This window comes from Bacteriovorax sp. As-1 (assembly GCF_058446905.1).
Genome location: NZ_CP184341.1, coordinates 1,718,495 through 1,745,363, shown reverse-complemented (window position 1 = coordinate 1,745,363; position 26,869 = coordinate 1,718,495). Strand labels below are relative to the sequence as shown.

The 26,869-nt window shown below is 38.3% G+C and carries 22 protein-coding genes; 1 reads left to right on the top strand and 21 read right to left on the bottom strand.

What is annotated here, in order from left to right; translation table 11 throughout:
- Positions 1–60 precede the first annotated feature (60 nt).
- From ACN20O_RS08835 to ACN20O_RS08755, 17 genes are all read right to left on the bottom strand, one after another.
- Complete coding sequence (locus tag ACN20O_RS08835; RefSeq protein ID WP_491639115.1) at positions 61–2,664, bottom strand: excinuclease ABC subunit UvrA; 2,604 nt, start codon at positions 2,662–2,664, stop codon at positions 61–63.
- A 77-nt stretch (positions 2,665–2,741) separates the two neighbouring features.
- Positions 2,742–3,146, bottom strand: a complete 405-nt coding sequence (rpsI, locus tag ACN20O_RS08830; RefSeq protein WP_102241951.1) for a 30S ribosomal protein S9 — start codon at positions 3,144–3,146, stop codon at positions 2,742–2,744.
- Between the two features lie 15 nt (positions 3,147–3,161).
- A complete protein-coding gene (gene rplM, locus ACN20O_RS08825) occupies positions 3,162–3,602 on the bottom strand; it encodes a 50S ribosomal protein L13 (RefSeq protein ID WP_102241950.1) in 441 nt (146 codons plus the stop codon).
- 159 nt (positions 3,603–3,761) lie between these two features.
- Entirely contained in the window at positions 3,762–6,206 is a 2,445-nt protein-coding gene (locus tag ACN20O_RS08820) for a BamA/OMP85 family outer membrane protein (RefSeq protein WP_491639112.1), read from the bottom strand.
- Positions 6,206–10,237, bottom strand: coding sequence for a translocation/assembly module TamB domain-containing protein (locus tag ACN20O_RS08815; protein WP_491639110.1), 4,032 nt, complete (start codon positions 10,235–10,237; stop codon positions 6,206–6,208). The genes ACN20O_RS08820 and ACN20O_RS08815 overlap by 1 nt, the downstream gene beginning before the upstream one ends.
- Complete coding sequence (locus tag ACN20O_RS08810; RefSeq protein WP_491639108.1) at positions 10,221–11,390, bottom strand: hypothetical protein; 1,170 nt, start codon at positions 11,388–11,390, stop codon at positions 10,221–10,223. Before ACN20O_RS08810 ends, ACN20O_RS08815 begins: the two co-directional genes overlap by 17 nt.
- A 184-nt stretch (positions 11,391–11,574) precedes the next feature.
- Positions 11,575–12,147 (bottom strand): elongation factor P, encoded by a 573-nt coding sequence (efp, locus tag ACN20O_RS08805; RefSeq protein ID WP_102241946.1) that lies wholly within the window; start codon positions 12,145–12,147, stop codon positions 11,575–11,577.
- A gap of 14 nt (positions 12,148–12,161) precedes the next feature.
- Entirely contained in the window at positions 12,162–12,605 is a 444-nt protein-coding gene (locus ACN20O_RS08800) for a type II 3-dehydroquinate dehydratase (RefSeq protein WP_102241945.1), read from the bottom strand.
- A gap of 14 nt (positions 12,606–12,619) precedes the next feature.
- Positions 12,620–13,951: a tetratricopeptide repeat protein gene (locus tag ACN20O_RS08795; protein ID WP_491639105.1), complete on the bottom strand. Its 1,332-nt coding sequence runs from the start codon at positions 13,949–13,951 to the stop codon at positions 12,620–12,622.
- 8 nt (positions 13,952–13,959) lie between these two features.
- Positions 13,960–15,747 carry a type IV pilus secretin PilQ gene (pilQ, locus tag ACN20O_RS08790; RefSeq protein WP_491639103.1) on the bottom strand — a complete coding sequence of 596 codons (1,788 nt, stop codon included), beginning with the start codon at positions 15,745–15,747 and terminating at the stop codon, positions 13,960–13,962.
- A 104-nt stretch (positions 15,748–15,851) separates the two neighbouring features.
- Positions 15,852–16,328 (bottom strand): pilus assembly protein PilP, encoded by a 477-nt coding sequence (locus tag ACN20O_RS08785; RefSeq protein WP_491639101.1) that lies wholly within the window; start codon positions 16,326–16,328, stop codon positions 15,852–15,854.
- Position 16,329: 1 nt separating this feature from the next.
- Positions 16,330–16,986 carry a hypothetical protein gene (locus tag ACN20O_RS08780; protein WP_491639099.1) on the bottom strand — a complete coding sequence of 219 codons (657 nt, stop codon included), beginning with the start codon at positions 16,984–16,986 and terminating at the stop codon, positions 16,330–16,332.
- 3 nt (positions 16,987–16,989) lie between these two features.
- Positions 16,990–17,604, bottom strand: a complete 615-nt coding sequence (locus tag ACN20O_RS08775; protein ID WP_491639097.1) for a PilN domain-containing protein — start codon at positions 17,602–17,604, stop codon at positions 16,990–16,992.
- On the bottom strand, positions 17,601–18,710 hold the full coding sequence (gene pilM, locus ACN20O_RS08770) for a type IV pilus assembly protein PilM (RefSeq protein WP_491639095.1): 1,110 nt from the start codon (positions 18,708–18,710) through the stop codon (positions 17,601–17,603). The genes ACN20O_RS08775 and pilM overlap by 4 nt, the downstream gene beginning before the upstream one ends.
- 58 nt (positions 18,711–18,768) lie before the next feature.
- Entirely contained in the window at positions 18,769–19,539 is a 771-nt protein-coding gene (locus ACN20O_RS08765; RefSeq protein ID WP_491639093.1) for a prepilin peptidase, read from the bottom strand.
- 3 nt (positions 19,540–19,542) lie between these two features.
- Positions 19,543–20,310, bottom strand: a complete 768-nt coding sequence (locus tag ACN20O_RS08760) for an ABC transporter permease (RefSeq protein ID WP_491639091.1) — start codon at positions 20,308–20,310, stop codon at positions 19,543–19,545.
- Entirely contained in the window at positions 20,307–21,167 is an 861-nt protein-coding gene (locus tag ACN20O_RS08755; protein ID WP_491639089.1) for an ABC transporter ATP-binding protein, read from the bottom strand. Before ACN20O_RS08755 ends, ACN20O_RS08760 begins: the two co-directional genes overlap by 4 nt.
- Positions 21,168–21,188: 21 nt before the next feature.
- On the opposite strand from ACN20O_RS08755, the gene ACN20O_RS08750 reads away from it, so the two are divergent.
- Positions 21,189–22,025 carry a tetratricopeptide repeat protein gene (locus ACN20O_RS08750; protein ID WP_491639087.1) on the top strand — a complete coding sequence of 279 codons (837 nt, stop codon included), beginning with the start codon at positions 21,189–21,191 and terminating at the stop codon, positions 22,023–22,025.
- Position 22,026: 1 nt separating this feature from the next.
- Here ACN20O_RS08750 and ACN20O_RS08745 read toward each other — a convergent pair whose 3' ends face one another.
- The 4 genes from ACN20O_RS08745 to ACN20O_RS08730 all read right to left on the bottom strand — a co-directional run bounded on the left by ACN20O_RS08745 (position 22,027) and on the right by ACN20O_RS08730 (position 26,792).
- Positions 22,027–22,557: a type IV pilin protein gene (locus ACN20O_RS08745; RefSeq protein ID WP_491639085.1), complete on the bottom strand. Its 531-nt coding sequence runs from the start codon at positions 22,555–22,557 to the stop codon at positions 22,027–22,029.
- Between the two features lie 175 nt (positions 22,558–22,732).
- Entirely contained in the window at positions 22,733–23,953 is a 1,221-nt protein-coding gene (locus tag ACN20O_RS08740) for a type II secretion system F family protein (protein WP_491639083.1), read from the bottom strand.
- Positions 23,954–23,959: 6 nt separating this feature from the next.
- Positions 23,960–25,000 (bottom strand): type IV pilus twitching motility protein PilT, encoded by a 1,041-nt coding sequence (locus ACN20O_RS08735; protein WP_491639276.1) that lies wholly within the window; start codon positions 24,998–25,000, stop codon positions 23,960–23,962.
- Between the two features lie 115 nt (positions 25,001–25,115).
- Positions 25,116–26,792 (bottom strand): GspE/PulE family protein, encoded by a 1,677-nt coding sequence (locus tag ACN20O_RS08730; RefSeq protein WP_491639081.1) that lies wholly within the window; start codon positions 26,790–26,792, stop codon positions 25,116–25,118.
- Between the last annotated feature and the right edge of the window lie 77 nt (positions 26,793–26,869).

The window sequence follows — 26,869 nt, the reverse complement described above, 5'->3', positions numbered from 1 at the left end:
ATTTTATGACTAAAAAATAGACACTTTTCCCTCTAGAAATGCCTGCAAAGCTGCTGATTTTTAAAACTCGATCTGATGATGGGAGATTTGAGCAAAAAAAGTATTTTGGTCAATTACAACCACGGTGTTGCCACTGCCAGATAATTGGTGCAAAAGCTCGGCAAGTGGAGCGTACTCATGATGAGAAAGGCCACTCGTAAGGTTCTCAAAAATGATCATTGCCCCCTGGATTTTTTTATCCAAAAGAGTAAGAAGTTGCAGCCTTTGTCTTTCTCCACCAGATAGAGAAATGAGCGTTCTATCGAGCGAAAGATAATCCAGTTTGAGAATTTTAAAGTACTCCCAGATTCTCTTTCCTTTTGGCGTAAGTTTAATATGTCCAAGGACTTCGGAAAGTGGAAGATTGAAAGCCTCATAGGCCGTCATCGTTCCATCTGAAATATTGGCGTAATAAGGTTTTAGCTTTTTCCCTTGGCAGTCTTCACAGACAAATTCCACGTCTTCCATAAATTGCATTTCTACAATTTTTACTCCACGTCCTTCACAACTCAAGCATTGTCCAAGTTCTGAATTGGAAGAAAAATGACCTTCTTTAAGACCCAATTTTTTTGAAACTTCCAGTCCTGCAAAATACTTGCGCACAAATCCACCAAGATCAGTGTAAGTGGCCACTGTCGAGCGTGAACTGATTTTATCCAGACTGCTGTTAATCACAATCACGTCAGAAACGTCTTTGATCCCTTTTAATTTTTTAAACGTGTAGTCCTCAAATGACAGCCTGGTTCCATAGACAGTTTTATGAATTTCATTGGCAATAATATTCACCACAAATGAAGTCTTGCCGGTCCCAGACTCTCCGTGAACCCAGTTGATCGCATCTTTTTGAATTTCAATTTTCTTTTTATTAAGCCCTCTGATATTGGCCTCTTCCAGCTCAATAAAATGTTTCGGCCCATTTAAGTTGTAATCGAACTTAGGCAGTTTACTTTTATCCTCTTTGTACGGTCCCTGATAAAGAACCTCTCCCCCACGCCCGCCGGCAAAAGGCCCCATCAAAATGAGTTCATCCGAAGTCGATTTTAAATACTCCGAGTGCTCCACCATAATGATCGTATTCCCCTGATCGCGAAGTGAGCGCAGGTACTGAATCAATTTTTTCTGTGTCGAAAGCGAAAGCCCTAAACTTGGCTCATCCAAAACAAACAATGACTGCGATCCTTCATAAGAAAGATACTTTGATAAAAGGAGTCTCTGGTATTCACTCGAACTCATCGAGCGAACCTTCCTGGTATTTTGTAAATGCCCCAATCCCAAATCCACGCCGACCAGATAAAGACGCTCGAGCTTTTCAAAAGTCGTCATCAACTTCTCATGAAGAAGCACTGACTTTAAGTCTTCTTTGATTTTTTTCAAGCAGGCACTTGAATCAACAAAATTGTTCTTTAAGAAATCTTTGTAAGTCACGACTCTGTCTTTCAGAGCCAATGACATACTTCCTGCTCTCTCAGAAACACGCGTCCCTTCACAAGATTCACACAGAACTTCGGTCTGCATGCTTCTCATATAAATGCGAATGTTCTTTTTATAGCGCTGGGTTTTTAAATACTCAAAATACTCATTAAAGCCTTCGTATTTTCCGGCACCATCATAAAGGAACTTCCAGATACTTTGCGGCTGATCCTTAAAAGGAACATCAACGTCGTAACCAGCTTTTTTTGCTTCTTTTAAAAAGGTCGGAAACAAATGCTGAAAATGGGAGAAGTTAAGAAAGTTAATCGCCCCTTCACGAATCGTCTTCGTCGGGTCCTTAACTAACTTCTCTCTATCATAAGTTAAAATCGCTCCATGTCCCTCACAGGCCGGACAAGCACCAAGAGCATTAAGCGGTGAAAGCGACTCTACATTGGTGACTTTTTGCGCCTCTGAATGACGATTGCAAATCGGGCAACGGTATTCATAAGCATTTTTTAATTGAATCTTTTTCTTCGCCCCTAATACATAAAGTAAAATGTCTGCACTTTCGTGCAGCTTCGCTTCCTTAAGTTTTGGAAGAATCTGATCAATATTTTTTCTTTTCACTCGAAAGAGTTCATACCAAGGGTCTTCCTCATTAAACTCATTGAGCGTTTTACCAAATGACCTTGACGGGTTCATCTCACTCGAAACTGTGCGGCGGTAATCATCTGCCTTAGCAAAGACGTGATACACCTCTTCATCGGAGGCCTTATCTTTTTTCAGTTTCAGTATTTCACTTTCCATCGCTAGGAATTTTTCATAGGGAATATGATGATCAGGGCAAACAAACGAGCCCAGCTCCATAAAAAGGCGCTGAAGCCTCTCATGGCCCCCTAAAACATCCAAGGCCACTGGTCTGGAGTTGATAACCGGATTGTGCTGCGGAAGTCCCCAGGCCGGCAATACGGGATAAATGCTATCGACATCAACTGTATGCGGGATTTCCCAAAAAAATTTCATATCGGTCGGAAGCGAATTGATAAAGCGCCTCTTTGACTCTGTTAACAGAGTATGAAACGCCAATGAACTCTTTCCCGATCCCGAAGGACCTGCGATACAAGTGATCTTTCCTTGAGCGATATCAATATTGATATTTTTTAAATTGTGAGTTCGTGCGCCGCGAACCTTGATGACATTAAAGTTCTGCATGATTGAATTCTAGGCCCAGAAAATAAAAAAGCCCACATTTCTGTGGGCTTTTTGCGAGGACAATATATAGACAAATATTATCTTTTCGAGAATTGGTATCTCTTTCTAGCACCAGCGCGTCCAGCTTTCTTTCTTTCTACAGCTCTTGGATCTCTTGTTAGGAATCCAGCAGCTTTTAGTTCAGAACGAAGACCTGGTTGAACTTTAATAAGTGCTCTAGAAATAGCTAAGCGGATAGCTCCAGCTTGTCCAGAAATCCCACCACCAGCAACGTTGATTACGAAGTCGAACTTCTCAGCAAGTTTTACTAGGTTTAATGGTTGGTTAACAACGTATAGGTTAGTTTCTTGTTTAAAGAAGTTTCTTACGTCTCTTTTATTGATTGTGATTTTACCTGACCCGTTAGCCATGTAAACTCTTGCAACAGCAGTTTTTCTTCTACCGATTGCGTGTGTGTCGTATGTTTTACCTTTTGCAGCCATCTTATGATCCTTTTATTATTTTAATTTATATTCAACTGGGTTCTGAGCAGCGTGATCATGAGTTGCGCCTGCAAAAACCTTAAGCTTTGTTAATTGTTTTCTACCAAGAGTATTTTTTGGCAGCATACCTTTTACAGCTTCCATAACGATTAGTTCTGGGTGCTTTTCAAGTTGCTCTTTAGCAGATCTAGTTTTGATCCCGCCTGTGAAGTTTGTGTGCCAGTTATATTCCTTAGCATTCCACTTATCACCAGTGAATTTTACCTTATCTGCGTTGATAACTACTACGTAGTCACCAGAATCAGTGTTGTAAGTAAATTTTGGGTTCAGTTTCCCTCTTAGGATGTCAGCAATTTGAGTTGCTAGTCTTCCTACGATTTGGTCTTGAGCATCGACTACGAACCATTTTTTGTCTGCTTCAGCTGGCTTTAGAACGAACGATTTTTGAGTATACATAAACGCTTTCCCTTAAAGTGATCCCTTCATTATTGTTTTTCGCGAACGAAAAATTACGAAGTATTTATTCAAATATAAAATGCAGAAAAATGCAAGTGTTGTCCCTTATAGCGAGTTTTACGGCCCTCCGTCAAGCACTTCTTGGAGAGAATCTGGAAACTAAAAGAATCCTATTGAGAGGTGGAAACGACCTACCGAGTCGCGTTGCTTGTCTGCATATGTCTTGCGCTGCAACTTAAACCCATAATCGAAGTCCAGAGACCCTACCGGGGTCAAGTACTTAAGTCCAGCTCCAACGGAAGTTCGCAGTTTTGTGGGTTGAAAATCACTGACAAATACCCGCCCAGCGTCAAAAAAGACCCCCAATCTTAAGTTGTCGGTCAGGTTATAACGAGGCTCAAATTTAAGGGCCGTAAAATAAGCTTCCTTTTGGACAATGACTTCCCCGATCGGAGTTCCATCCATAAGCCTATTGATCTCTCCCTGGTCGTATCCGCGGATCTCATCATAGCCATCCAGCCTGAACACCTTAATACTCGGAATATAACCGCGTGTGCGTGGCTGCCCGTTAGCATTGAGGAGAACATTTCCATTGGCGTCTTTTAGGACATCTTCAGCAAAGTTTTTCTGATATCCGGCCGCGATTGAAAGCGCCAGTGTAAAATCCCCTACCGGGTAGTAGAAGCGATTGCGGCTGATCACTTTAACAAAGTTCACTTCCAGGTCTTTTTCATGCATCGATCCGAAGTATTTGTTGGCCCATTCAGAAGATAATGTAAAAAAGGCCCCTTTTCTCGGGTTAATCACATCATCTCTAAAATCAAAAGTAAGCGTCGGAGTAAGACCTCCGATCGAGAAGTTATCATTATCTTTTTCTTCCGTGGCATCAAATTGAACAATGCGCTCGAACTGGTAGCGTAAAGATGTTGAAAACCACCTATTAAAGTTCTTAGAAAGCTGTGGTGAAATTCTTAAAATATCCGCATCGAATCCATAAAAGCGAATGCGCTGATAAGAGGCCGATGTTTCAAACTCTACCTGGGTCTTTATATATTCATGAAAAAGATAAGGCTCGGTGAAAGTCAGCCGTGACGAGTACTCAAATAAGTCCTTGTCATCTTTTCTTCTTCTCTCATCAAATCCATCTAAGTTAAAACGTTCGTTTCCTTGAAGCCTTAAACTCAGTGAGCGGTTCATTCCACCAAGGTTGTTCCATGAAACACCAGTAGAGAGCTTAGCCCCCAGATCAGTACGAAACCCTGGCGCCACCTCAATCAGACCGAAGTCCTTTTCTTTAACCTGAATTACCAAATTGGTTTTTGCACACCCAGTTGGTTCAGATTCATACATCATATAAGGAGTGATTCGCAGTGAAGAGAATAGGTTTAGCCCCGAGAGTTTCTGTCTTAGGATCTCCAGCTTCCCCGGAGTGATCAGCTCCCCTGGCTTAATATCAATTTCACGATTAATGACAGTAGATCTAGTTTTCGCATTTCCATTAATAATGGCCTCGTTAAAACAAATCTGGCGATCAAGGGCAATTTCTGGTTTTAAATCCACATAAGTATAGGCGCGGTCATAAACCATTAAGTCATTGCGGTTTAAATTAGAGATCGTCGCAAAATAATACCCTTCGTTTTGAAAATGAATAATCATCTTGCGAAGATCACTTTCAATTTCAACAATATTGATCGGCGCTCCTTCTTTATTAACCAGCGCGCTCTTTACCCCTGTTGCCAGCTCTTGCGGAACTTTCTGAAAAGTGATGTTTCTTAAAGTGACTTGTTGTTTTTCTGCAATCCCGTACTCAATACTGACTGTGTCGTCTTCGTCATTAGTCACAACTCTCGGTTTTGAAACTTCAACAAAAACAAACCCACGGCTTAAGTATTCTTTTTTCAGAATATCAGAAAACTCATCAAAGAATTTTTTATCGTAAAAGCCACCTTGGGCCAGAGGCGTTCCATTCTTTTTAAAAATCTCTTCAATCTCTTTTGCTTTTAGATAAGAATTCCCTCTATAAACTATCTCTTTAACGATGACTTTAAAGCCCTCATCAATGACAAAGAAGTAATTGATGACTTTTCCTTTTTCCAGGTCCTGGCCTTCATTTTGGTAAAACTTCACACCTGTCTGATAATAACCCGTCTCCTCATATTGATCAGCAATATAAGTAGCAAGACCCGCGATATCAAATTTTCCAAATTCATTTTTAATTTTTTCCAAAAGCTTAGTTCTTAACTCTTGATGGCTAAAAACACTATTTCCTCTGAATTCAAAGTTCACTCTTTCTCTGGGTTCTACGATAATCTTGGCGTAAACATTTCCGCCTTCCACCTGAAGCTCGTGTTTAACAACGGCATTGAAATACCCACTATTAAATAAGTCTTTAGTGATCTGATCAATTTGAATTTTTAAAGTCAGGTTATCGTACGTTTTTCCAGTAATCGCTTTAAAGTAAGTCCCAAAACGCTTCTTCATCGCCGGGCTATTTAACTCGACTGCTTTTAACACTGCCCCTTTCGGAGCAGATGACTCCTGGGCCATGGCCGGATTAACCATCATAGTGCTTAAAAGAATTAAAAGAAGAAGGAGGCTTTTCATTAAAATGATTTCCTCCACTTTAAGTCGGCACCAAGTGAGTTTGGCGTATTTGTGTTTTCATCTTCCGTCGGTTTAACTTCGTAAACTCCTTCTAATGAAAAGTTCTTATTGATATTAAAATTGATGTTCATTTCCTGCTTTTGTTCCAATGATCCACCAATTGTACTTGAAAGCGATACATCTACGCGATTGTTAATTTGCTTATTAATCTTAACTTTTGTCGCAGACTTTAGCCTGCTGGTGCTTCCATCACTAACAGCAGACTTCCCAGAAATAAGAGTTGTTTCGTCTTCCTTAAATTCCGGCTGCACACTGAGCTTTAACCCCAGAGTTGAATTTAAGTCTTCATTGATCTTAAGCTGATCCACTAAAAGTGTTCCGATCCCTACAGTCGTAACAAACCTGCGCTCACCAGCTTCCAGGTTTTTTGACATATCTGAGGTAACCCCTAAAGTCAGAAGCGATAGTAAATCTTCTTTTGAAAGTGCAGGCTCTGATGAAAGTTCAACGTTAACGTTGCTGATGGTCCCGGAAAGATCCAGGCGCATATCGTAGTCATTAATTTTAGCAGCACCAGCAAACTTCAAATCAGATATACGGTTCTTACCGCGGTCCCTGATTTCTACATAGCCCTGACTTAAAGCAAAGTCGTGACCTTTGAATTTAAACTTACTAATATTTGGAACCGTCTCTAACCTGGTGTTAAATTCTGGGGAAAGCACATCGCCAGTCACTTGGCCGTTTCCACGGAAGTAGACTTCCACCATGTTATTTTTAATTAAAACCGGGCTAGCCGTTTCAAATGAAAGGTTCAGGTCAATAAAGCCCTTATTTCCCAGAACATCTTTTTCTGGAAGATACTTTTTATATTCATCAATACTGACTTTGTTTTCTTTCATTAGATCAGCCGGGTCCTCCAGGATTTCTCCATGAAGGAAAGTCACTTTACCATTGAGTTTATAAGGAAGATCCGTTCCCGTAACTGTTCCAGTGCTGCTAACAATAACATTCGAACGTTTAAAAAGTGGCACCGTCGCGCGGTCAATCTGGTAATTGAGGTTAACTTGCGGATACATGTCATCAAAGAAAATCTTCCCGCCGATTTTAAATTCCCCCTCCCCATAATTCCCACGCATTCTGGTAATCTCGAAAGATTCACCGTTTTTAATAAGCGTGTAATCAAATGAAGTGATGTAACCTGGAAGGCCTTTGATCTTTAATGAGTGATTGTCTCCTGAAATATTTAGATCTTTAACGGTAATGTTTTTATTTAAAACGACCTTAGACTGCCCTTTAATTACACCGACGGCGCGCTCAATGTAATTGGTGGCCATTTCAAAAAGGCTCGCTTTAAGAGCAAAGCGATGATCGACTTCAATGACTCCATTAGAAAGATTGCGTCCTCTACTGAAAAAGAAATCTTTCCCATCATGTAAACGAAGGTCCCAGCTTTTAACAATCCCTTCATCAACTTGAATCACATTATATTTTGGATCAATCTGCAGAGTGATATCGCCTTTTTTTACAGTCAGGTCTTCAACATCCAAGAAAAAACGTCTTACTCCCAGTGATCCTAAGCTGATCTGGGTGTTAAGTTTCGCTTTAATTTTTCCAGTAATCCCACGATCGATCATATTGTGAGCAGAGAAAACTCCCAAAAACTCTCTTAAGTCACCAGTCTCAATGCTTGATTTAATGGCCGCAATATCGGTTTTAAAACTGACCAGTGAATCGACTTTGATCTTTCCACCCAAAAGGCTGGCGTTGGTTACGATATCGTTAGTGTTAATATAAAAAATTGCCGTTGATGATGATGCCGGCGCATTTCCGATAAAAGCGTTGGCCACTCTGGTTTTAAAACGTGAGCTGAAATCTTTCGTTGTTCCATTTCCGTCAAAGTCTAAGAACAAGTCTCCATCGTACTCCAAATTTAAGAGGCGATAAAAATTAAAATCTCTTAAACGCAGAGACTGCGTCGCTCCGGTGAGATCAATGTAATCATTTTTTAAATTAACATTTACATTCGCATTAAGTTCACCACGTGATTTATTAATTTTAATTTGCTTGAAGTTTAACAAGCTATTGGCCAGAGAGAACTTAAGCGAAATTTTCTCCGCCTCTTCCCCCGCAATTTTTAGATCGGTCCCTTTAATTTGCCCGTCAATTTTTAAAGTATCGAGATCAAAGCCCCCTTTGACTGCATAATTGGCTTCAAAATTAAACTCTGGATCCACCGGAAGCTTAAAATTTTTAAAAACCAGCTGATACATTTTTCTGGCATCAGAGAAAGTCGTATTAGGGAAATCAATCTTAAGGTCCATCCCTTCGTTCTTATCATCAAACCCTAAACGCCCTTTAGCATTGAAGTTCGATTTATTAAAGACACCATCCAGATTCCTGATATCCATTTCGAGTTCATTTAAGGCCAGAGAAAAATCGGCTTTTACTTTACCAAAATTCAACTCAACAACACTGAAGTTATTCCATTCAACATTGAAATCAAACATAACATCATCAAGCGGCCCGGAAACTTTAAGAGTGGCCGGTCCAGACCCAGTGAGTTTTACGCCGGCAATCGGCCCCAATGCCTGAAGATCAATTTTTGAATTTGTGACATCTACATTAATTCCTTTTTCAGAAATTTTCCCGACCGCACTTAAAAGTGTATTGGGCATCGACAATTTAGCAGCAAGATTGACTGAATAATCTTCGTTAATCGTAACAGTCGTATTTTCTAAATTAAAACCATTATTTTTTAGAATATCGCTTTTACCATTAGGGGTCGTGAGCCTGAAATTCTGAACACTCGCTTTCTCTTTAATCGTAAAGACTGCTCTATTACTAAAAAGTGCCGCTTCCACATCTCCACTCACTGAGCCTTTTAATGTTTCAAGTGAGTCCTTGGCTGCTAATAAAAAGGTATTAGTGAAAGCATTTTTTAACCTAAGGCTGAAATTAAAATCAGTGAACTTACCGGTATTCAGATCTAAGAATGCCTGAGGCTTTCTAAGCAAGTACTCTTCAATTCCATTTTTTGCCTGGAGCTTTTGGGCAATCAAGAAATTCTTCTTTTTTGCCACTGTTCCTTCGACGGCCTGAAGTTTGATCCAAGGAGTATCGGCGTTAGTTGCATGAAAAGTTAATGTGACATCCGGGTTATCAATCACTCCAGATGTTTCAAACTCTCCTTTCAAGTCACCCTTGATCGCTTTGATGTCTGATGGAAGCGTCTTAAAATTACTGAGGACACTCTCAGCATTGGCCGTTAAAGAGCCTGTAGTTTTTAAATGCAGCAAACTTCCTTCGTTAAAGGCGGCACCCTTAAGTTCAACAATATTCTGGTCTTTTTCAACTTTAAGCTCATCAATTCTCCACTCTTCTTTTTCCATCGCTCCCAGGAGTTGAATCTTGGTGATATTAACTGGAGCAAGGTCAGGGCTGTCATGTTGAATCGAAAGTTCAGAGACATCACCTTTGACACGGACACCTTTGCGTGATGGCGAAACTAAAATTTTATTCACGTAGAGTGATGTTGAATCAATATCCAGTTTAATTTTTTCGAGATCAAGAATATTCAATCGCACAGGCAATGAAGTAAGAACTTCTGTATACTTGGCAAAGATCTCCCTGGTTTTCAGTTCTCTGACAATCGTGTCTTCTTCGCTTTTTTTATAGATATCTAAATCAACCGATCCGTCGCGAACGCTGACTTCATCAATTTCTAGTTCGCTGGAAATGAAACTCGCGTAAGTGAAGGCCACTTCAAGCTCTTTGGCCACAACTTCAACATCAAGCAAATTCGGATCTTTTTTAACAACGTGAACATTTTTAAAAGTTGTCGATAAAGGAACAAGGCTGAAATCAACACCTGAGAAACTTAATTGAGCACCAAACTTTTGAGTCAGAATTTTTGAAACTTTCATCGAAGCTTCGTGTGAGAATCTTTCAGAGTGAATGAACCTCCACCCACCGTATAGGGTGAGAAAAGTGATAACTAAAAATACAAGAAGAATTTTATTTATTCTCTTCAAGACTTCTTAACCTTTCTCCCACCAAACGATAGTGCGGATTCTGTTGTTTAATTTTGATAAAAATATCTTTCGCTGCTTTATGCTTTTTTAACTTAAGTAAACTTTCGGCCTTTAGATAATAGAAGGCCAGAATCTCATCATTAAGAAGCGGCTCGCTTCCTGTAATGTCATCCACCATGTCTGAAACTTTGTAGTATTCTGCGTGATTAAAAAGGGCCTGAGCCATCATGAACTGGATGCTAATTCTTTCTTTCACATTCGTCATCAAAGGAATAACTCTTTCGCTTAGTCGAACGACAACTTTATCCATCCCCAAAAGACCAAAGGCCACGATCATGTCTTTGCCTTTTGAAAGCAATTCATCATCATGTAAATCTTCAATTGAAAGAAGGATTTTTCTTTGTTCAGTAATGCTTGGTTCAACGGCACCAGACATCACGTCCATTGCCAATTGATCATAATCAGCATGAAGCTTATCTGATTTTTCAACAGTGCTTGCTTTTGGCTTCTTCTCTTCAAAGCGTTTAGTGTTAACCTTCTTCTCTTGTAAAAAGGCCATGAACTTTTTTTGATGATTCGGCTTATTGAGCTGAAATGTTTTTTCAGTCAAGGCCAGCATCAAATCTTTATCGTAATAGAATTTGAGAATGAATTCATATGCAAGCTTCCAATGTTGAAGCTGCCAATTCTCCTCGAGAAGCAGGAAGTATTTCAATGACTCTTTTGAGTTTTTCCACATCTCTGGATGAAATTCAAAAGCTTCTGCTTCTTCCAATGAAGAAACATCTTTTTTCCCGAGAATGTATTCTGCCGCATGAATATTTTTATGATTTTTCAACATCCCGTAAGCAGCAAACTCCGCCAGGATTTGCTTGATGGCAGGAACGCGTTTAAGTTCTACCAGGTAATCCAGAATGAACTCAGCATAGTTTTTTGCGAGCTTAATTTTTCCTGATCGATACGCAATCTTCCACATCTCGAAGTATAACCTTTGAGCTTTTCTTTCACGAAAGTCGCGATCCATTTTTTCAAATGCAGATAAAATGAGCTCGTCGTTGCCCGCATCTTTTTTTGAAATCAAAAGATCAAGTTCGCGCAAAATTAATGTCCATTTCTTTTCATCAATCAAACGATGAAGTTGTTCAAATTCCAAAAATTTTCCCTCACTTAAAATTAAGTTAAGTTATTGAGATTATTTTTATTTTAACCCGAAAATGGCTGAAGAATGAGGGTAAATATATGCCTGCCAAATTTTTTTAGTTGAGAGTTTTGGGTGGAGATATTTTGAAGCGGGCACAAATAAAAAAGGCCCCAAAATGGGGCCTTTATGAATAGTCTTATTTTGCGTTAGCGCGTTCGATGTATTCACCTGTACGCGTATCGATTTTTAGAAGCTCACCTTCTTTGATGAAAAGTGGAACTTTAACTTGAAGACCTGTTTCCATAACAGCTCTCTTCGTTGCACCTGAAGCTGTATCACCTTTTAGTCCTGGATCTGTCTCAGCAACTTTGATGAAGATGAAGTGAGGGTGCTCAATCGAGATTGGACGACCTTTATAGTAAAGTACTACTAACTTAGATCCTTCCATTAAATAATATTTATCATCTCCAACCTGCTCATTTGTCAGGTGGATTGTTTCGAAGTTTGATTGATCAAGGAAGTTGAATCCATCAGCGTCTGAATATGTGTATTCTACTTCTTTTTCTTCTAGGTCTGGAGCTGTAACGTTAGTTGAAACTCCTGACTTCCAAGTTCTTTCGATAACTTGTCCAGTTTCAAGGTTTTTAATTCTAGCTGTTACGAAAGCAGAACCTTTACCAGGGTTAGTAAAATCAGATTTCAAAACGACGTAAGGTTTCCCTTCAACTTCAATTTTTAAACCTTTTTTGATCTCGGTAGTGTCGTACATAAATATATTCCTTTTTAAAAAAGCTGAGACTTAACAGCTGTAAGATATGCGATTTTTCCTAGGCCTTCCATTATGATTGTTGAAGCTTTTGCAGTCAACTTCGTTTGCCTGAACTCCTCACGTCTGTGAGTGTTAGAAATATGAACTTCAATCACCGGGCATTTCATAAGGCAAAGCGCATCAAAGATGGCTACGCTCGTGTGAGAGTAAGCTCCGGGATTAATAATTAAGGCCTTATAATTTTTTTGTGAAGCTTCCTGGATCTTAGTGACAATCTCACCCTCGATGTTGGATTGGTACCACTCGAGTTTTACATTGTCCTGTTCCAGCGATTTTTCTGTATAATTTTTGATTTCTGCGAGAGTTAACGACCCGTAAATTTCGGGTTCGCGAGTGCCGAGCATATTGAGATTCGGCCCATTGATGATGAGAAATTCGCTATTTTTCGTTTGATTCATTCACGGACAACCTATCAAACGCGCGATTGATAATCTAGTGCTCTTTTTTGAATTTTCTTTAAGAATAGGCCTAATTTTTCTTCGATTTTGCGCTTTTGCTCTTCGGATTGGGCAATTTTCTGGTCGATTTCATCTGGAATCGGATCACTTGCAACTATTTCAGCCTCAATCACCTCTTCATGACCAAGCTGCTGATCCAGAATATCCATCAGGTTTCTACGTCCGTCTTCCTCTGAAATTTCTTTCAAGGCTTCGAGGTGAGGCTTGTTGGCGATAGGGATTTCGATTTTAATTTCAGGAGCCTTTTTCACTGGGGCTGGAGTTGAAACTGGCTCAGCCTCATAAGGTCCCATCAGTGATTTGATCTCTCTAATTTTTTGAATCGTTTTTTCGTCTTTTGGATTGAGAATTAAAATCTTCTCTAAAACTTCCAGGGCCTTTTCAATGTGACCTTGCCCACAGTAAAGATCGACAAGAGTGTGAGTGACAAGTGGAACTTCGCTCGCATCTTCTTGCTCGCTCTCTTCCTCTTCTTCACTGTCTAAATCTAAAGCAACATATAAATCTGGAGTAGTTTTAATTTCAACTTGCTCAAATTTTTCCAACAACGTAGGTTTTGTGATTTCTGGTTTTTCTTCAACCGGAATTTCTTCTTCCGCAGAAGCTCCCAGGTCTAATGGCATGTCACCTTTTTTTAGGTTCCAAAATTCGTATGGATCTTCTACCGCTGATGGCGCTTTTTGTTCACGGCTTAAATCTAAGGCCATCCAATCATCGAAATCTGCTTTTGAACTTGTTGGTTTACTCTGTAATTTATCAATGTCGAATAATTGGTGTTCTTCAACTTCAACTTTCTTACTGTCATTTCTAAATTCAGATTCTGGAATGTAAATTGGCTGATGAACTGGCCTATATTGCTCTTCTATTGAGCGCTCAAGTGTTGAAACCTGAAGGGCCACTTCTTTATCGCGAGGATTAATGAACAAGAGATATTTGTAAGTATCAAGTGCTTCTTCTTTATAACCAAGCTCCAGACAAACATCGGCAAAAAGCTTTTGCAGACGAATGTTATCGCGGTTGTTTTCAACTAAAGGTCTTAGAGTATTGTATGCAAGATTATATTGTTTTAAGTCTGAGTAGCAGAATGCCAGCCCTAGATAACCCATGACATAAGTTGGATGGAAACGAATCCCCTGAGCGAGAATTTCCATCGCCTTGTCTGTCATACCAAGTTTTCTATAAGTTTCAGCAAGAGGCGCAAAGACTCTCGATCGCGGATTTTTTTCGTAATCCGCCTGATACTTTAGAAACAGTGGTGATAGAAGCTGTAGTTTATCTTTACTCATTGGTAAGCTTAGCCTCTGTCAACTAAACCAGCTTCTTCTTGGTTAATAATTCTTGGAGTTAAGAAGATAATTAACTCTTTCTTTTCGTTTCTTGGATTGTATTTTGTTCTAAAAAGCCATCCAACAAGTGGAATGTCTTTTAAGAAAGGTACACCCGAGTGGCTTTCATCAGTTGTGTATGTGTAGATACCACCGACGACGACTGTCGCTCCGTTGTCTACTAGGACTTGGGTTTTGACTGTGCGTTTTGTTTCGTTACGTGGTGTTGTAACATCCGATGCAGGCTCAAGAGAGTCTTTTTGCATCGACACATCAAGAGAAATTGCTCCTTCATTTGTAATTTGCGGAGTTACTTCTAATCTCAGTTTTGCGTTCTGCTGAGTCCATGTATTAGTCGTTCTACCATTTTCTGCCAATGTTTGTACTTGATAGTAAGAATTTTCATCTTGGACAATTTCTGCTTTAACATTGTTTTTTGTAATAACTTTTGGACTAGAAATAATTTTTGCTTTTGCTTCACTTTCCATTAAATTTAAACGGAAATTTAGATCAATTAAACGATTAAACTTTCCAATTGTTAAACCAAAAACATTCCTCCCTGCAGCTGGAGCCGTACTAAAAGCAAACGATCCGTTATTTCCAGAAGAACCACCAACACCTAGCGGGTCATAGCCAAATGTTAACCCCTGATCTAAACCAATTTCTTTCGTGTATCTTTCAGACACTTCAACAATCTTTGATTCAATTAAAACCTGTGGTGTTTGAGTATCGAGAAGTTCAACAATTTTTTTTACTTTTTCAATAACATCAGAAGTGTCTTTAACGATCAAAGAATTCGTTCTTGAGTCTTTAGAGATTTTCCCACGCTTTTCTGTAGAATACTCCGCAAGAATTTTTTGCAATTCATCAATACTTGCAAAACTAATCGGAAAAACTTTTGTTAATAAAGGCTCCTGCTCTAAAGTTGTAATTTTGGCTTTTTTAATTTCTTCTTGTTCCTTGATAGCATTATCAAGTGTATTAACAATAAGAATCATTCCATTCTTTTTTGCAACAAGCTTGCTCATTTCCAAAACTGTATCTAAAGCTTGATCCCAAGGAACATCCACCAAGCTTAAAGAAATTGGAGGAAGGGCTTTAGCATCTTCCGTGAGAATAATATTAAAACCAGATGTTTCTGCAATAATGCGTACAATTTCTTCTGGCTTAACGTTTTTTAGGTTCATGGTAATTTTTTTACCGATGTATTTTTTACGACCCGACATTGTTAAATTGTCTAGAATATCTTCAATAGAATCAGACTTAGGAATATTTAATCTATTTGCTTCTTCTTTTGAAATATCTGCGATTTTCTCTTTATAGTTTTGACCTTCCTCTGCTTTCTTTTGCGAGAAAACACCATAACGATTTTCAATTTGTAAGATAACTTTATTTGGCTTGCGAACAAGAGTGGAACGAACATTATCTCTTAATTGAACTGCGATTCTAATATCTTTATCTGACTTAGGTTTTTTATACGCTTTTACAAATACGACACCACCCGAGAATTCAGATGTGTCGAATGCACGCATTACTCGATCAGTAGCTGCAACTTCAGTTAAATCTACAATAATTTGCTTATCTTCTTTAACTTGAAATTTACTTGCCTGAACATCGTTATTATCGAATATAAATTCGAGCTCACTAATTTCACCTTTTTGAGTGAAATTAATGGCCTTCATTTCGCTTGCGCTTACACGCGAAGGCAGAAGGAAAAATAGATAAAATAAAACACTAAGAAAAAATCCTTTTTTCATGCAACTCATCCCTAAGTTATCATGTTATATCCTCTATAATTGAAGACTTAATTCATTATAGCATCAATTTGAATTTTGTAGCGTTTTTTTAATAACTGACTTTTTTAATCGTTTGATACAGGGATAACGGTTTCCAGATACTCATCTTGATCATAAACGTTGCGAATTTTTTCTACTAAAACAATACCACCAGGCAAGATAGCCTTTACTTCCGCTCCATTCTCTCCGACCTTCATACCTTCTTTTAGGTAATAAATTGAACTGTCGGCTGATTTTTCATCACCAATACGAACCATTGCCCTTCTCTCTGCACCAATAACGACACCAATAACATGAAGACTTTCAATTGGTCTTGAATCCAAAGAATTATTGTAATTTGTATAAATACCATTCAACCTTTCTTTCATTTTCGTTTGATTACTTTTCTTTTTATTGATTCTTCTCTTAAAAGGATCGCGTAGATCAAGAGGATTTTTTACATATGTTTTACTTTTAAATAAACTGTATTGCCCACCAGATTCCTGAGCATACAGATCCGAAAATAAAAATAAACATCCGAACAAAGCTATTAGCATTTTCATTCTAGACCTCTTCCTTCGGCGCTTTTCTTCTTGGTGCTGGCCCCTTTGGTTGATCTTGGAATTTCTTCTCAATAGCATCAATTCCTCTATCCTCTTTAAATTGAGAGTTATAGCGATAGGCTTCAATAATAAAATCCCCAGAAATAATTTGAAACTTTCCACGCTGAGGCTCTTCTAATTTTTTAAATACCGCCTCTCCAACGTTTAAAATTCTCTTATTTTCTCCAATTTTTTCAAACAAAATCAGAAACTGTAAAAATGTAGCCTTAGCCTTGATTCTATACCTACGAGCAAAAAAGAAACCACGATCAACTTCCTGCTCTGGAGCAATACTAATATCTTTAACATTTACATCTTCGGCCATTGATCTTAAAAGATGGATATTTTCAGTGTCCGAAATCTCACTTGGTAACAATTGCTGCATCTTCTCAATTTCGCGAGCTACTTTTTCAATTTTATCTTTTTCTTCTTTAATATTAGAATAATAGTTTTGAATCTCTTTCTGAGTCTTCTTATTCTTTGCAAGCATATTTCGTTGAATTTCGATTTGCCCATCAAGATTTACGACTTCCTCATTTTTAGCTTCATACAACGTATAAAAATCAAAAAGAGCATAAGCAATAATGAACCAGTGTAAATTTTTTAATAATTTTTCCATGAGTTATCTTGACCTCATGTCGTAATTAATAATTTTACCTTTTAACTCGAATGCCTCGAAGTTTGTCGTAATGCCATCTAAACTTTCTCTTTTATTTTCTTGCTTAGAGGGAGTAATCGTTCCTCCAAAGTATGGTGAGTCATTTATGGCCGTGATAAACTCCCCTATTCCTCTAGGAGAATATGAACCACCTGAAATGATCACTTCATTGCTATCACTAATACTCATTGAATCAAACCAGACATCTTCCGGAATACTACGAGCAATTTTTTCCAAAATTTTCTTTGGATTAGTTCTGGTCTTTAGAATTTCATCAACCTGATTCGATCTTTTTTGTAGTCTTCCCACTTGTTCTTTATAGGCGTCTACTTGATTCTTAATATCTGCATCTTTGTTAATAGCAGATTGAAGTTTGGCATTTTGTGCATTTAATCCTGACAAGACAGCATTCGTCTCGGCGATTTTCTCATCAAACAATTGAGAAACCACTACACCTGGCATATAATAAAGTACTAATGCGACTCCCAGCATTTTTAAGTTTAAATTATTAAGATCAACTCCCAGTACGGTAGGTAAAACAAGAGGCTGCTTTTTCTCGAGGAGGTTTAACTCAATCATTTTGGCAAACTCCTCATGGCCAAACCGATAGCACAAACTCCCTTGAAAGCAATCTCGTTAATCATTTCTTCAGGAATATTATTTTGATTGTAGCTCATTGTCGTAAATGGATTGAGAATTTGAACTTCTGTTTCTAAAAGCTCTTGGAGGGCTTCAGGAAACCCTGGAATAAGAGCACTACCGCCGGTCAAGACACATCCATCAAAACTTTCTTCAGATGTTGAGTTCACCCAAAAATCAATAGTCTTCTTTAATTCAGTAAAAAATGTATCTAATACTTGGTTAATCAGATCGACTATTTCTTCAGGGATATTGCCATTTCCATCACCATGAATTTTTAAACTTTCAGCTTCATTATAGTTGACTCCCATCTGTCTCTGAATTTCTTCTGTAATGGTCAATCCACCAATATTAATTTCTTTAAAAAATACTAAAATTCCGTTTTTATAAATCATGAAATGGGTTTTCTGAGCACCAAGATCCATCAAAATCCAGGTTTTCCCTTTTTGTTTGATTTCAGCTCCCATCACGTTCTCAAAAACGTTAATTGTTGCAGCTGCATTGAGATCGATAATCTTAACTTTTAAATTTGTTCTTTCTACAATTTCTTTAAATGAAGCAATAACTGTTTTTTTGGCTGCACCGATAATGACATCAACCCCCCCTCCTTGGTTTTCACCAACAATACTAAAGCTGATATTTCCCTCATCAACCGGAAAAGGAAGATATTGTTCAGTCTCCCAAGTCACTTGATCTTCAATTTCTTCTGTAGACCCACCGGCCAATTGAAGACGCTTAATAAGCGTATTGGGCCCAGACAGGCCAAGACAGACATACTTATTTGCTGAACCTAATTCCCTAATTCCTTTTTGCAAGGCTTGAAGAATTTCATCTTCTTTCTGGATTTCATCTTCAATAATTGTCCCTTCTGGAAGATCAATTGAAGCATAACGATTGATTTTATAATTACCTTCTGAGACATGAACTATTTCGGCAAGCTTAATAGCACTCAAGCCAATATCTATACCGATAACACCTTTCGGGCCCACATAAAATGTTTCCCCAATTTTATCTTTAATATTATCGATAATATTTTTAAGGTCCAAGACATACCCTGCGATAGTTAATTATTAATGAAATTATACATTTAATAAATAACTCTGATCAAGGAATATATGAGATTAGATGCTCAAACCAATCACTGGCAAAAATTTGAACTGCCCCTACGACAAGAATAAACGGACCAAAAGGTATGGGATTTTCTCTTTTAATAACTTTTGTGCCAATCAAGGTGAGTCCTACAATTGCTCCTAAAAAACAACTAAGGAAGAGGTTTTGCATAATTCCTATAGGACCAAGATAAATTCCAAGAGCTCCATATAATTTGATATCTCCCCCTCCGAGACCGATCTGCCCTTTCAATTGATAGAAGACCCAACTCACAATCAGAGGGAAACCAAAGCCTAAAGCTCCGCCAACGAGCCAATGTGACCAGGGATAATTAAATATTGTAATCATGAGAAACAAAACTGCTAAATAAATATTAAGAGAGTCTGGCAAAATTTGATGTTTTAGATCAACAATGAAATGTACTAGGAACACACAAAATACACTAAAAAAGAAAAAGAAATTTAGCAATTCCTGGGGATCAATTACTTTGGGGGCCAACATAAAAGCCACAATTCCTGCTAAAATCTCAACAACAGGATATTGCCATGATATCTTTGTTCCACATGCAGAACAACGCCCTTTCAATATGAGAAAACTAAAAATCGGGATATTTTCATACCAGTTTATGACTTTTTGACAGCTTGGGCACGAGGATCTTGGAAATGCTATATTGATTGATCTCGGTAAACGATAAATCAAAGCATTCAGAAAGCTTCCAATCAAAACTCCGAAAATTGTTGCTAATATATGAAGTAGGTTTTCCAATCTCTAATCCAGCTTTTTATTTTTAAATATCAGCACAACTAATGCTAACAGAGCCGTCATATAGAAAACTGTATACAACAAAGTTGCTGAAATGTATTCCATAGAAACATTCTGCTGATATAGCAAAAAGTCCTTTAGATTTAACCTGTAAAGATTTGGCAGAAGCAAAAAACAAATGTCCACGATATTGCTAAACAATGAAGACATTTTAGTAAATAACAATTTTGATGTCTCGTTTAGTGCATGCCCAGTAATGAAAATTCCTATCGTATATACAACCGATAATGTTATATTCGTAATCAGTGAAAACAAAACTGCAAACAGCAGTATAATAAATGCTTCAAAAAACGAAAAGAGAAGTGCCCATCCAAATAAAGGTTGAACTTCTCCTCCATGATATTGAAAAAGAATTATACTCAATGCTCCTAGAACCAAGGAATTAATCAATAGGACAGTTGAAAGACCTAAAATCTTTCCAACGATAAAAGAAGCTCTTGAAATAGGTCTAGAGATAATCATATAGAGAGTTCGCTGTTCAATTTCTCTACTCAGAAGCGTTGCTCCGATAAAAATAGCAACGATCAAATTCGATAACGACATAATGCCTATTCCAACATCTAGAGTGACCTTGGCAGGTGCTCCGTATGCAAACTCGGAAGCCACATAGCTTATGATCAACAAGAAAGCTGCCAAAAAAAGCAAGCTGAGCATCAACTTACTCCTATAGACTTCAAGTATAGTAAATTTTGAAACGACTAAGAGCTTTTTCATTTTTTTATTTTATAAATAATTTCTTCAAGGGTAATTTTCTCTTTTTCCAATTCAAGAATGTTTTTCCCCTCTGCCAAGAGTTTCTTCAAAACTTGATTCTTTTCCAATTCATTAACAGTTTGATTTCTTAAGCTCCCATTATCTATATAGCGAATTGTATATAGATCGGAAGCGTTCGATAAAAACAAGTCATTAATGCTTCCGTTATAGATCAGCTTACCTTTCTCTATAAAAACAACATCATTACATAGTTCTTCTACATCAGACACGATATGACTGCTAAAAAAAATTGTTGTTCCTGAATCGTTAAGTTCTCGCATAATTTTTTTAAAATCGCGTCGTCCTAAAGGATCAAGCCCCGATAACGGCTCATCGAGTACTAGAAATTTAGGCTCATGCATAAGAGCACTGATAAATCCCAAACGCTGCTGCATGCCTTTTGAATATCCTCTAATGTACCTGTCGAGCGCATGGTCTATTTGAATTTTTTCTGACCATATCTCAATTAATTCCTTTAAACGAAGTCTTGGCAGAGAGTTTAAACTCCCAACATATTCTAAAAATTCTCTTCCGGTTAAATGCTGATAAAGGTAGGCCCTCTCAGGAAGGTAGCCAATACTGGAGCGTATTTCTAGAGGTGTTTTGCCTAATGAAGGATCAAAAATTATTTCTCCTGAATCCTGTTGACTGAAATCCATAAGACATTTAATTAAAGTTGTTTTCCCCGCCCCGTTGGCCCCAAGAAAACCTACTAAATTTCCTTTACCTACGGCAAAAGAAACTTCATTCAAAGCAAAAAAATCTTTTTCCCAAAAATTGTTTTTAAATTTTTTAGTTACTTTCACAAATTCAATCATTTTATTATATTATAGAAACATATGCAGATTAGTAAACATATTAGCTCTCTCATATTGATGATCATTATCCTAGCATCTTTATCAATCTCTCATTTTTTTTCTAAAGGAAGTGAGAAGCCCCTCATCTTTATTTCCAAACAGGAAAGCAGTTTTAATCTCGATAATAAGTTTTGGGATATTTTCCATTTGGGACAAAAAAGACTTATTTCTTCAGTGTTGTGGATAGCTACTATCTTAGAAAGCGACCAAGATCATTACAAAAGCAGAAATCTTAATTCATGGATGTTTCTAAGATTTCAGACTATCTCATTACTGGAGCCTAAGTTTTATGAGACATATAATTTTGGAGGGCTTTACCTGTCAATTATTAAAGATGACCTTGAAGGAGCCACTTTCCTTTATAACAAGGGCTTAAATTTTTATCCAAAAGATTTTAACTTACTTAAAAATGCCTCTTTCCATTTTTACTTCGAAGTCCAAGATTATGATCAAGCTTATAAAATCCTGAGCCGCCTAAAAGAACTTCCCAACGTCAATCCAGTCCTGCTTAATTCTTTGGCAAGAATCGAATCTCAAAATGGGAATCTTCAAGACGCTTATGATCTCTTGGCAGGGGCTTATAATTCATTAAAAGATCAGAATGGGTTCTTGGCCCATAAAATCAAATTGCAACTCTATTCAATTAAAGCTGAAATTGACCTAACCTGTCTCAATGAAAGACATGCCAAATGCTCTCATTTTGACAATGAAGGTAATCGCTATCTTCTTTTAAAAGATGGTAAATACAGAGCTCAAAATGCTTGGGAACCTTTTAGAATTAAAAAGAAGCCAGGAGGAGAGAATCCTCCTGGCATATAAATTAGTAACCTACTACAGAATTAACTAAGCTTTTAGACGCGTTAATTGTCCATTTATCAAAGGCAACTGCAGTTGAAATGTTTCCTGCTGCAGCCGCTGTAAATGAAGATGTTGTTGGTGCTGTAGAAGGGATATCACCTGCTGCAGCGTTTGTATTGGCAGCCGCTGCTTCAAGTAACTGAGTTGGAAGAATTGCAAATGAACCAGTTGAAGCGCATGTACCTCCACGAGCTGTAATATAACCAGCAGTCGTAGAATCATGACCTGAGAAACCTACAATGTAATATCCTTTTGGCGGTACTTCATATCCCAGATCTGTAATACAAGTAGCATAAGTATCGTAATCCGCGTTTGCACCTACTTCAGTAGAATAAACTGCTGCTAACTGAATCTTTGCTTCTGATTGTTTTGACTTAGCTTGATACTTTTTAAAATTTGGTACTGCAATCGCAGAGAGAATACCAATAATTGCAACTACTACCATTAGCTCAACGAGAGTGAATCCACTTGGATTCTGCATAAACTTTTTCATAAACCTACACTCCTTATTTTACCAAAATTAAGATTTGGTATTTTTAAGAATTTTGCCTCTGATTTAAACAAAGCACATTAAGAGTCCTCTTTTAAACCTAAACAAAATTATCCTTAGCCTTAATTATAAAAGCATCTGTGAAAAAATAAACACTTATTTTAAGTGGTTATTTTTCCTACTCCGCTCCACCGGCAGACATGAACATTGGCAGATACATGGCAACTAAAATGGTCGCAATGATCCCCCCCAAGACAACGATAATAAGGGGTTCAATCATTTTAGTCATGCTCCCAACTAGTTGGTCTACCTCATCTTCGAAGACCTCTGCAACTCGAGCAAGCATCTGATCAATCTGACCCGTTTGTTCACCTACACGAATCATTTGAGTAACGAGCTCGGGAAAATACTCAATTTTGCTCAGTGGTTCAGTCAAAGTTTTACCTTCAATAACTTTCTTTTTTACCTCGCGAATGTCTTGAGCAATGACCGTGCTATCAAGAGTCTCGATACAAATGTCGAGAGCATCAATCAACGCAACCCCCGCACCAAGAAGAGTGGCCAGGGTATTTGCAAATGAACTTAAATTTCCTTTAATAATAACTGCCCCAAATAAAGGAATGCGCATACTAAAGTTATCCCACATTACTTTTCCAGTCGGAGTCTTAATATAAGAAAGAAACAAAACGATACCAATGATCGCACCAGGGACCATAATCGGTGTATAGGTTCCCATAAAATTTGATGTGTCGATAACAAACTGAGTGATCCACGGAACTTCCTGACCTGTCTCTTTTAACATTCCAGTAAACTGCGGAACAACAAAAACCATCATCCCCCAAATAACTATGGCACCGACACTCACGACAATAGACGGATACATCATTGCTGACTTAATTTGAGCTTTGGTCTTCTCTTGTTTCTCCATATGGACTGAGAGCTTTTTTAAAATTTGATCTAAAATACCCCCGGCTTCACCGGCGCGAACCAGATTGCAATACAATTTATCAAACGGTTTTTGAGCCTGCATTGCTTCTGCAATCGTTTTACCTTCCCCAACATCTGCTGCGATTTTTTTAACTGCAAGTTTTAGAGTTGGATTTTTTTCCGAGCGGTATAAAATCTCCAGTGCCTGAAGAATAGGTACACCAGCACTAATCATGATCGATAACTGCTTTGTAAATGAAGCAAGTTCTTTAGGCTTAACCGAAGACCCAAACCCCTTCTCAACCATCCACGCCCCAAGATCAAACTCAAGGATCGTCGGTGGAATGATTTTTTTCACACGCACACTTTGTGCGCGCAGGACTTTTCTCACTTCTTTTTCAGAAGCGGCTTCAACCTGACCTAAAACTTTTTTCCCGTTGGCATCAAAGCCTTCGTATTTATAAATTCCCATTTAACTTTATTTTACCTTCACACCCAGTTGTGATGCAAGCTCATCAGGGGCATTAGAGTATCCCATCGCCACTTCGACAGAAATAGCTCCTGTTTCAACGTGCTTTTTTAAGCTTTGGTTCATGGTCACCATTCCAGTTTTATCCTGACCAATTTGCATTTGTGAATAAACTTGGTGAAGTTTGTCCTCACGAATCAGGTTTCTAATACCAGCAGTTGGAACCAGGATCTCCATCGCGGCCACACGTCCCTTTTCAAAAGACTTGGCAATCAGCTGCTGGGAAACAACTCCCTGTAATACGAAGGATAGAAGTGTTCTTACTTGAATCTGTTGGTGGGCCGGAAAAACGTTAATTACACGGTTGATGGTCTGAACACACGAGTTGGTGTGAAGAGTTCCAAAAACCAAGTGACCTGTTTCCGCAATTGTTAGAGCAGCTTCAATTGTTTCCATATCACGAAGCTCTCCTACTAGAACGATGTCCGGATCCTGACGGAGTAAACTTTTTAGAGCGTTACTAAATGAAAGTGAGTCACTTCCAATCTCACGTTGGTTAACTAAACACGACTTGTGAGCATGAACGAACTCGACCGGATCCTCAAGAGTGATGATATGACCGGCTTCATGTTGGTTCAGGTAATCGATTAGGGCCGCAAGTGTTGTCGACTTACCAGAACCCGTAGGTCCTGTTACCAGAATCAATCCGTTACTTACGTCACACATTTTTAAAAGAACGTTTGGTAAGTTCAGTGATTTAAAATCCGGAATAATACTTGGAATGATACGAAAAACGGCTGCAACAGCACCTTTTGAGTTAAAGACGTTGGCACGAAAACGAGCAAGTCCCTTAATCCCGAAAGAAAAATCGAGTTCGAGTTTTTTCTCAAATTCGTTTTTTTGGTCTTCAGTAAGAATCTGATAAATTAATCTTTTTGTATCCTCACCTGTAAGGGCCGATGTTTTAACTTTAATAACCTCTCCGTGAACACGAAGTCCCGGTGAAGTTCCCGAAGTGATGTGCAAGTCAGATGCACCACTATCAACCATGAGCTTGAAGAGCTGCTGGATTTTCAGGTTTTCATTTCCGGCCCCCTGATTAGTCCCAGTTTGCGTCAGTCTGGTTGAATTTGCTTTTGTTTGCGTTTTGCCTTCCATAACATCCCTACATTTTATCCGAAGCTGAGTTTGATACTGCTTCATCCACCGTCGTTAACCCCTGGGCAACCTTAGTGAGGGCCGACATTCTTAATGTTTTCATTCCGTCTTTGATCGCCTGACGTTTAATCTCATCTGCCGATCCATTTCTTAATAAGATTTCCTTTATCGAAGGAGTCATCTCTAAAACTTCATAAATGGCCACACGTCCCTTGTACCCTGTATTGTTACAAGTTGAGCAACCTTTCCCTTTGTACACTGTAATTTTCTCCGCTGATGCTGGAGAAATACCAAGTGAAACCAGTCCTTCTTTCGTGACGTTTGGATCCACGTCTTTGCAGTCTTTGCAAATTTTACGGCAAAGTCGTTGAGCAACAACAACGTTTAGAGCTGCGGCCACCAGGAATGGTTCAATACCCATATTGATCAAACGAGTGATCGTACTTGGCGCATCGTTTGTGTGCAGAGTAGATAAAACCAAGTGACCAGTAAGGGCCGCTTCAATAGCGATCTCACCAACCTCGTGATCTCTAATCTCTCCAACCATGATAATATCCGGGTCCTGACGAAGAAAAGACTTCAAACAGGCCGCAAAAGTTAAACCAATATCTTTTTTAACGTTAACCTGGTTAATCCCTTCAAGGTTAAATTCAACCGGGTCTTCCGCTGTAGAAATATTTGTATCAATTTGATTAAGCTCTGCTAGTGCAGAATAAAGTGTCGTCGTCTTCCCTGAACCTGTAGGCCCGGTAACCAGACACATCCCATAAGGCTTATAAATACCTTCTTTAAATACATCGATTTGTTTTGGCTCAAAACCAAGCTTGGTCATATCAAGCTGCAGGTTAGATGAATCTAAAAGTCGAAGTACAATTTTCTCACCAAAGAGTGTTGGCAATGAAGACACACGGTAATCGATTGGTTTACCACCGATTTCAAGTTTAATACGCCCGTCCTGCGGTTTACGTCTTTCTGAGATGTCCATCTGGGCAAGAATCTTAACTCTCGAGATAATCGGAAGCATTAATGTGCGCGGAGGTTTTGCTGACTCTACTAAACTTCCATCCTGACGATAGCGAATACGGAAATTGTTCTCATAAGGTTCAATATGAATATCAGAGCACTTCATAACGAAAGCTTCTGCCAGAATCTTATTTACATACCTGATAACGTCATCACCGATATCATCTTCGTTGATGTTTTCCTCTTTCTTCATAGCATCAGGTTTAATTTCCCTGATCGTTTCCAGAACATCTTCAATATTTTCTGGAACACGGGTAAAGATATCCGCCCACGATGAAAGACTGGTTAAGATAAATTCAATTGGATACTGAAAAAGTGTTTGCAATTCTGCTTGCAACTTAATTAACGATGGATCGTAGATCGCAACGCTGACCGCTTTAGCATTTTTTTGAATCGGCAACACGCGGTACTTAATAATGTCACTCTTCTTAACAATCTTTAAAATTCTCTCAGGGATTTTAGCTTTTGAAAGATCAATGTATGTAAGATTGTAATTATCTGCAATTTGCTTAGCGAATCTGACGTCATCAAAAAATTTGAACTGAAGTAAACCAAGCTCAGAAATAATCATTTGATCTTTGTCGATAATAAGAGGGCGCAAGTCCTTGATAGGAACCATCCCCGTCTTAGTTATTACATCAACAAACTCTTTTCTGAACATAAAGTTGTTTTCTTCTTTGATTTCAGTTTTACGATATTTGAATAACTTATCGGATGAAGTTGAAGTGATCTTAAATC

Coding starts and splice junctions, on each gene's coding strand:
- ACN20O_RS08835 (WP_491639115.1), bottom strand. CDS start 2,664: ATGCAGAACTTTAATGTCATCAAGGTTCGCGGCGCACGAACTCACAAT.
- rpsI (WP_102241951.1), bottom strand. CDS start 3,146: ATGGCTGCAAAAGGTAAAACATACGACACACACGCAATCGGTAGAAGA.
- rplM (WP_102241950.1), bottom strand. CDS start 3,602: ATGTATACTCAAAAATCGTTCGTTCTAAAGCCAGCTGAAGCAGACAAA.
- ACN20O_RS08820 (WP_491639112.1), bottom strand. CDS start 6,206: ATGAAAAGCCTCCTTCTTCTTTTAATTCTTTTAAGCACTATGATGGTT.
- efp (WP_102241946.1), bottom strand. CDS start 12,147: ATGTACGACACTACCGAGATCAAAAAAGGTTTAAAAATTGAAGTTGAA.
- ACN20O_RS08800 (WP_102241945.1), bottom strand. CDS start 12,605: ATGAATCAAACGAAAAATAGCGAATTTCTCATCATCAATGGGCCGAAT.
- ACN20O_RS08795 (WP_491639105.1), bottom strand. CDS start 13,951: ATGAGTAAAGATAAACTACAGCTTCTATCACCACTGTTTCTAAAGTAT.
- pilQ (WP_491639103.1), bottom strand. CDS start 15,747: ATGAAAAAAGGATTTTTTCTTAGTGTTTTATTTTATCTATTTTTCCTT.
- ACN20O_RS08785 (WP_491639101.1), bottom strand. CDS start 16,328: ATGAAAATGCTAATAGCTTTGTTCGGATGTTTATTTTTATTTTCGGAT.
- ACN20O_RS08780 (WP_491639099.1), bottom strand. CDS start 16,986: ATGGAAAAATTATTAAAAAATTTACACTGGTTCATTATTGCTTATGCT.
- ACN20O_RS08775 (WP_491639097.1), bottom strand. CDS start 17,604: ATGATTGAGTTAAACCTCCTCGAGAAAAAGCAGCCTCTTGTTTTACCT.
- ACN20O_RS08760 (WP_491639091.1), bottom strand. CDS start 20,310: ATGAAAAAGCTCTTAGTCGTTTCAAAATTTACTATACTTGAAGTCTAT.
- ACN20O_RS08755 (WP_491639089.1), bottom strand. CDS start 21,167: ATGATTGAATTTGTGAAAGTAACTAAAAAATTTAAAAACAATTTTTGG.
- ACN20O_RS08750 (WP_491639087.1), top strand. CDS start 21,189: ATGCAGATTAGTAAACATATTAGCTCTCTCATATTGATGATCATTATC.
- ACN20O_RS08745 (WP_491639085.1), bottom strand. CDS start 22,557: ATGAAAAAGTTTATGCAGAATCCAAGTGGATTCACTCTCGTTGAGCTA.
- ACN20O_RS08740 (WP_491639083.1), bottom strand. CDS start 23,953: ATGGGAATTTATAAATACGAAGGCTTTGATGCCAACGGGAAAAAAGTT.
- ACN20O_RS08735 (WP_491639276.1), bottom strand. CDS start 25,000: ATGGTTGATAGTGGTGCATCTGACTTGCACATCACTTCGGGAACTTCA.
- ACN20O_RS08730 (WP_491639081.1), bottom strand. CDS start 26,792: ATGTTCAGAAAAGAGTTTGTTGATGTAATAACTAAGACGGGGATGGTT.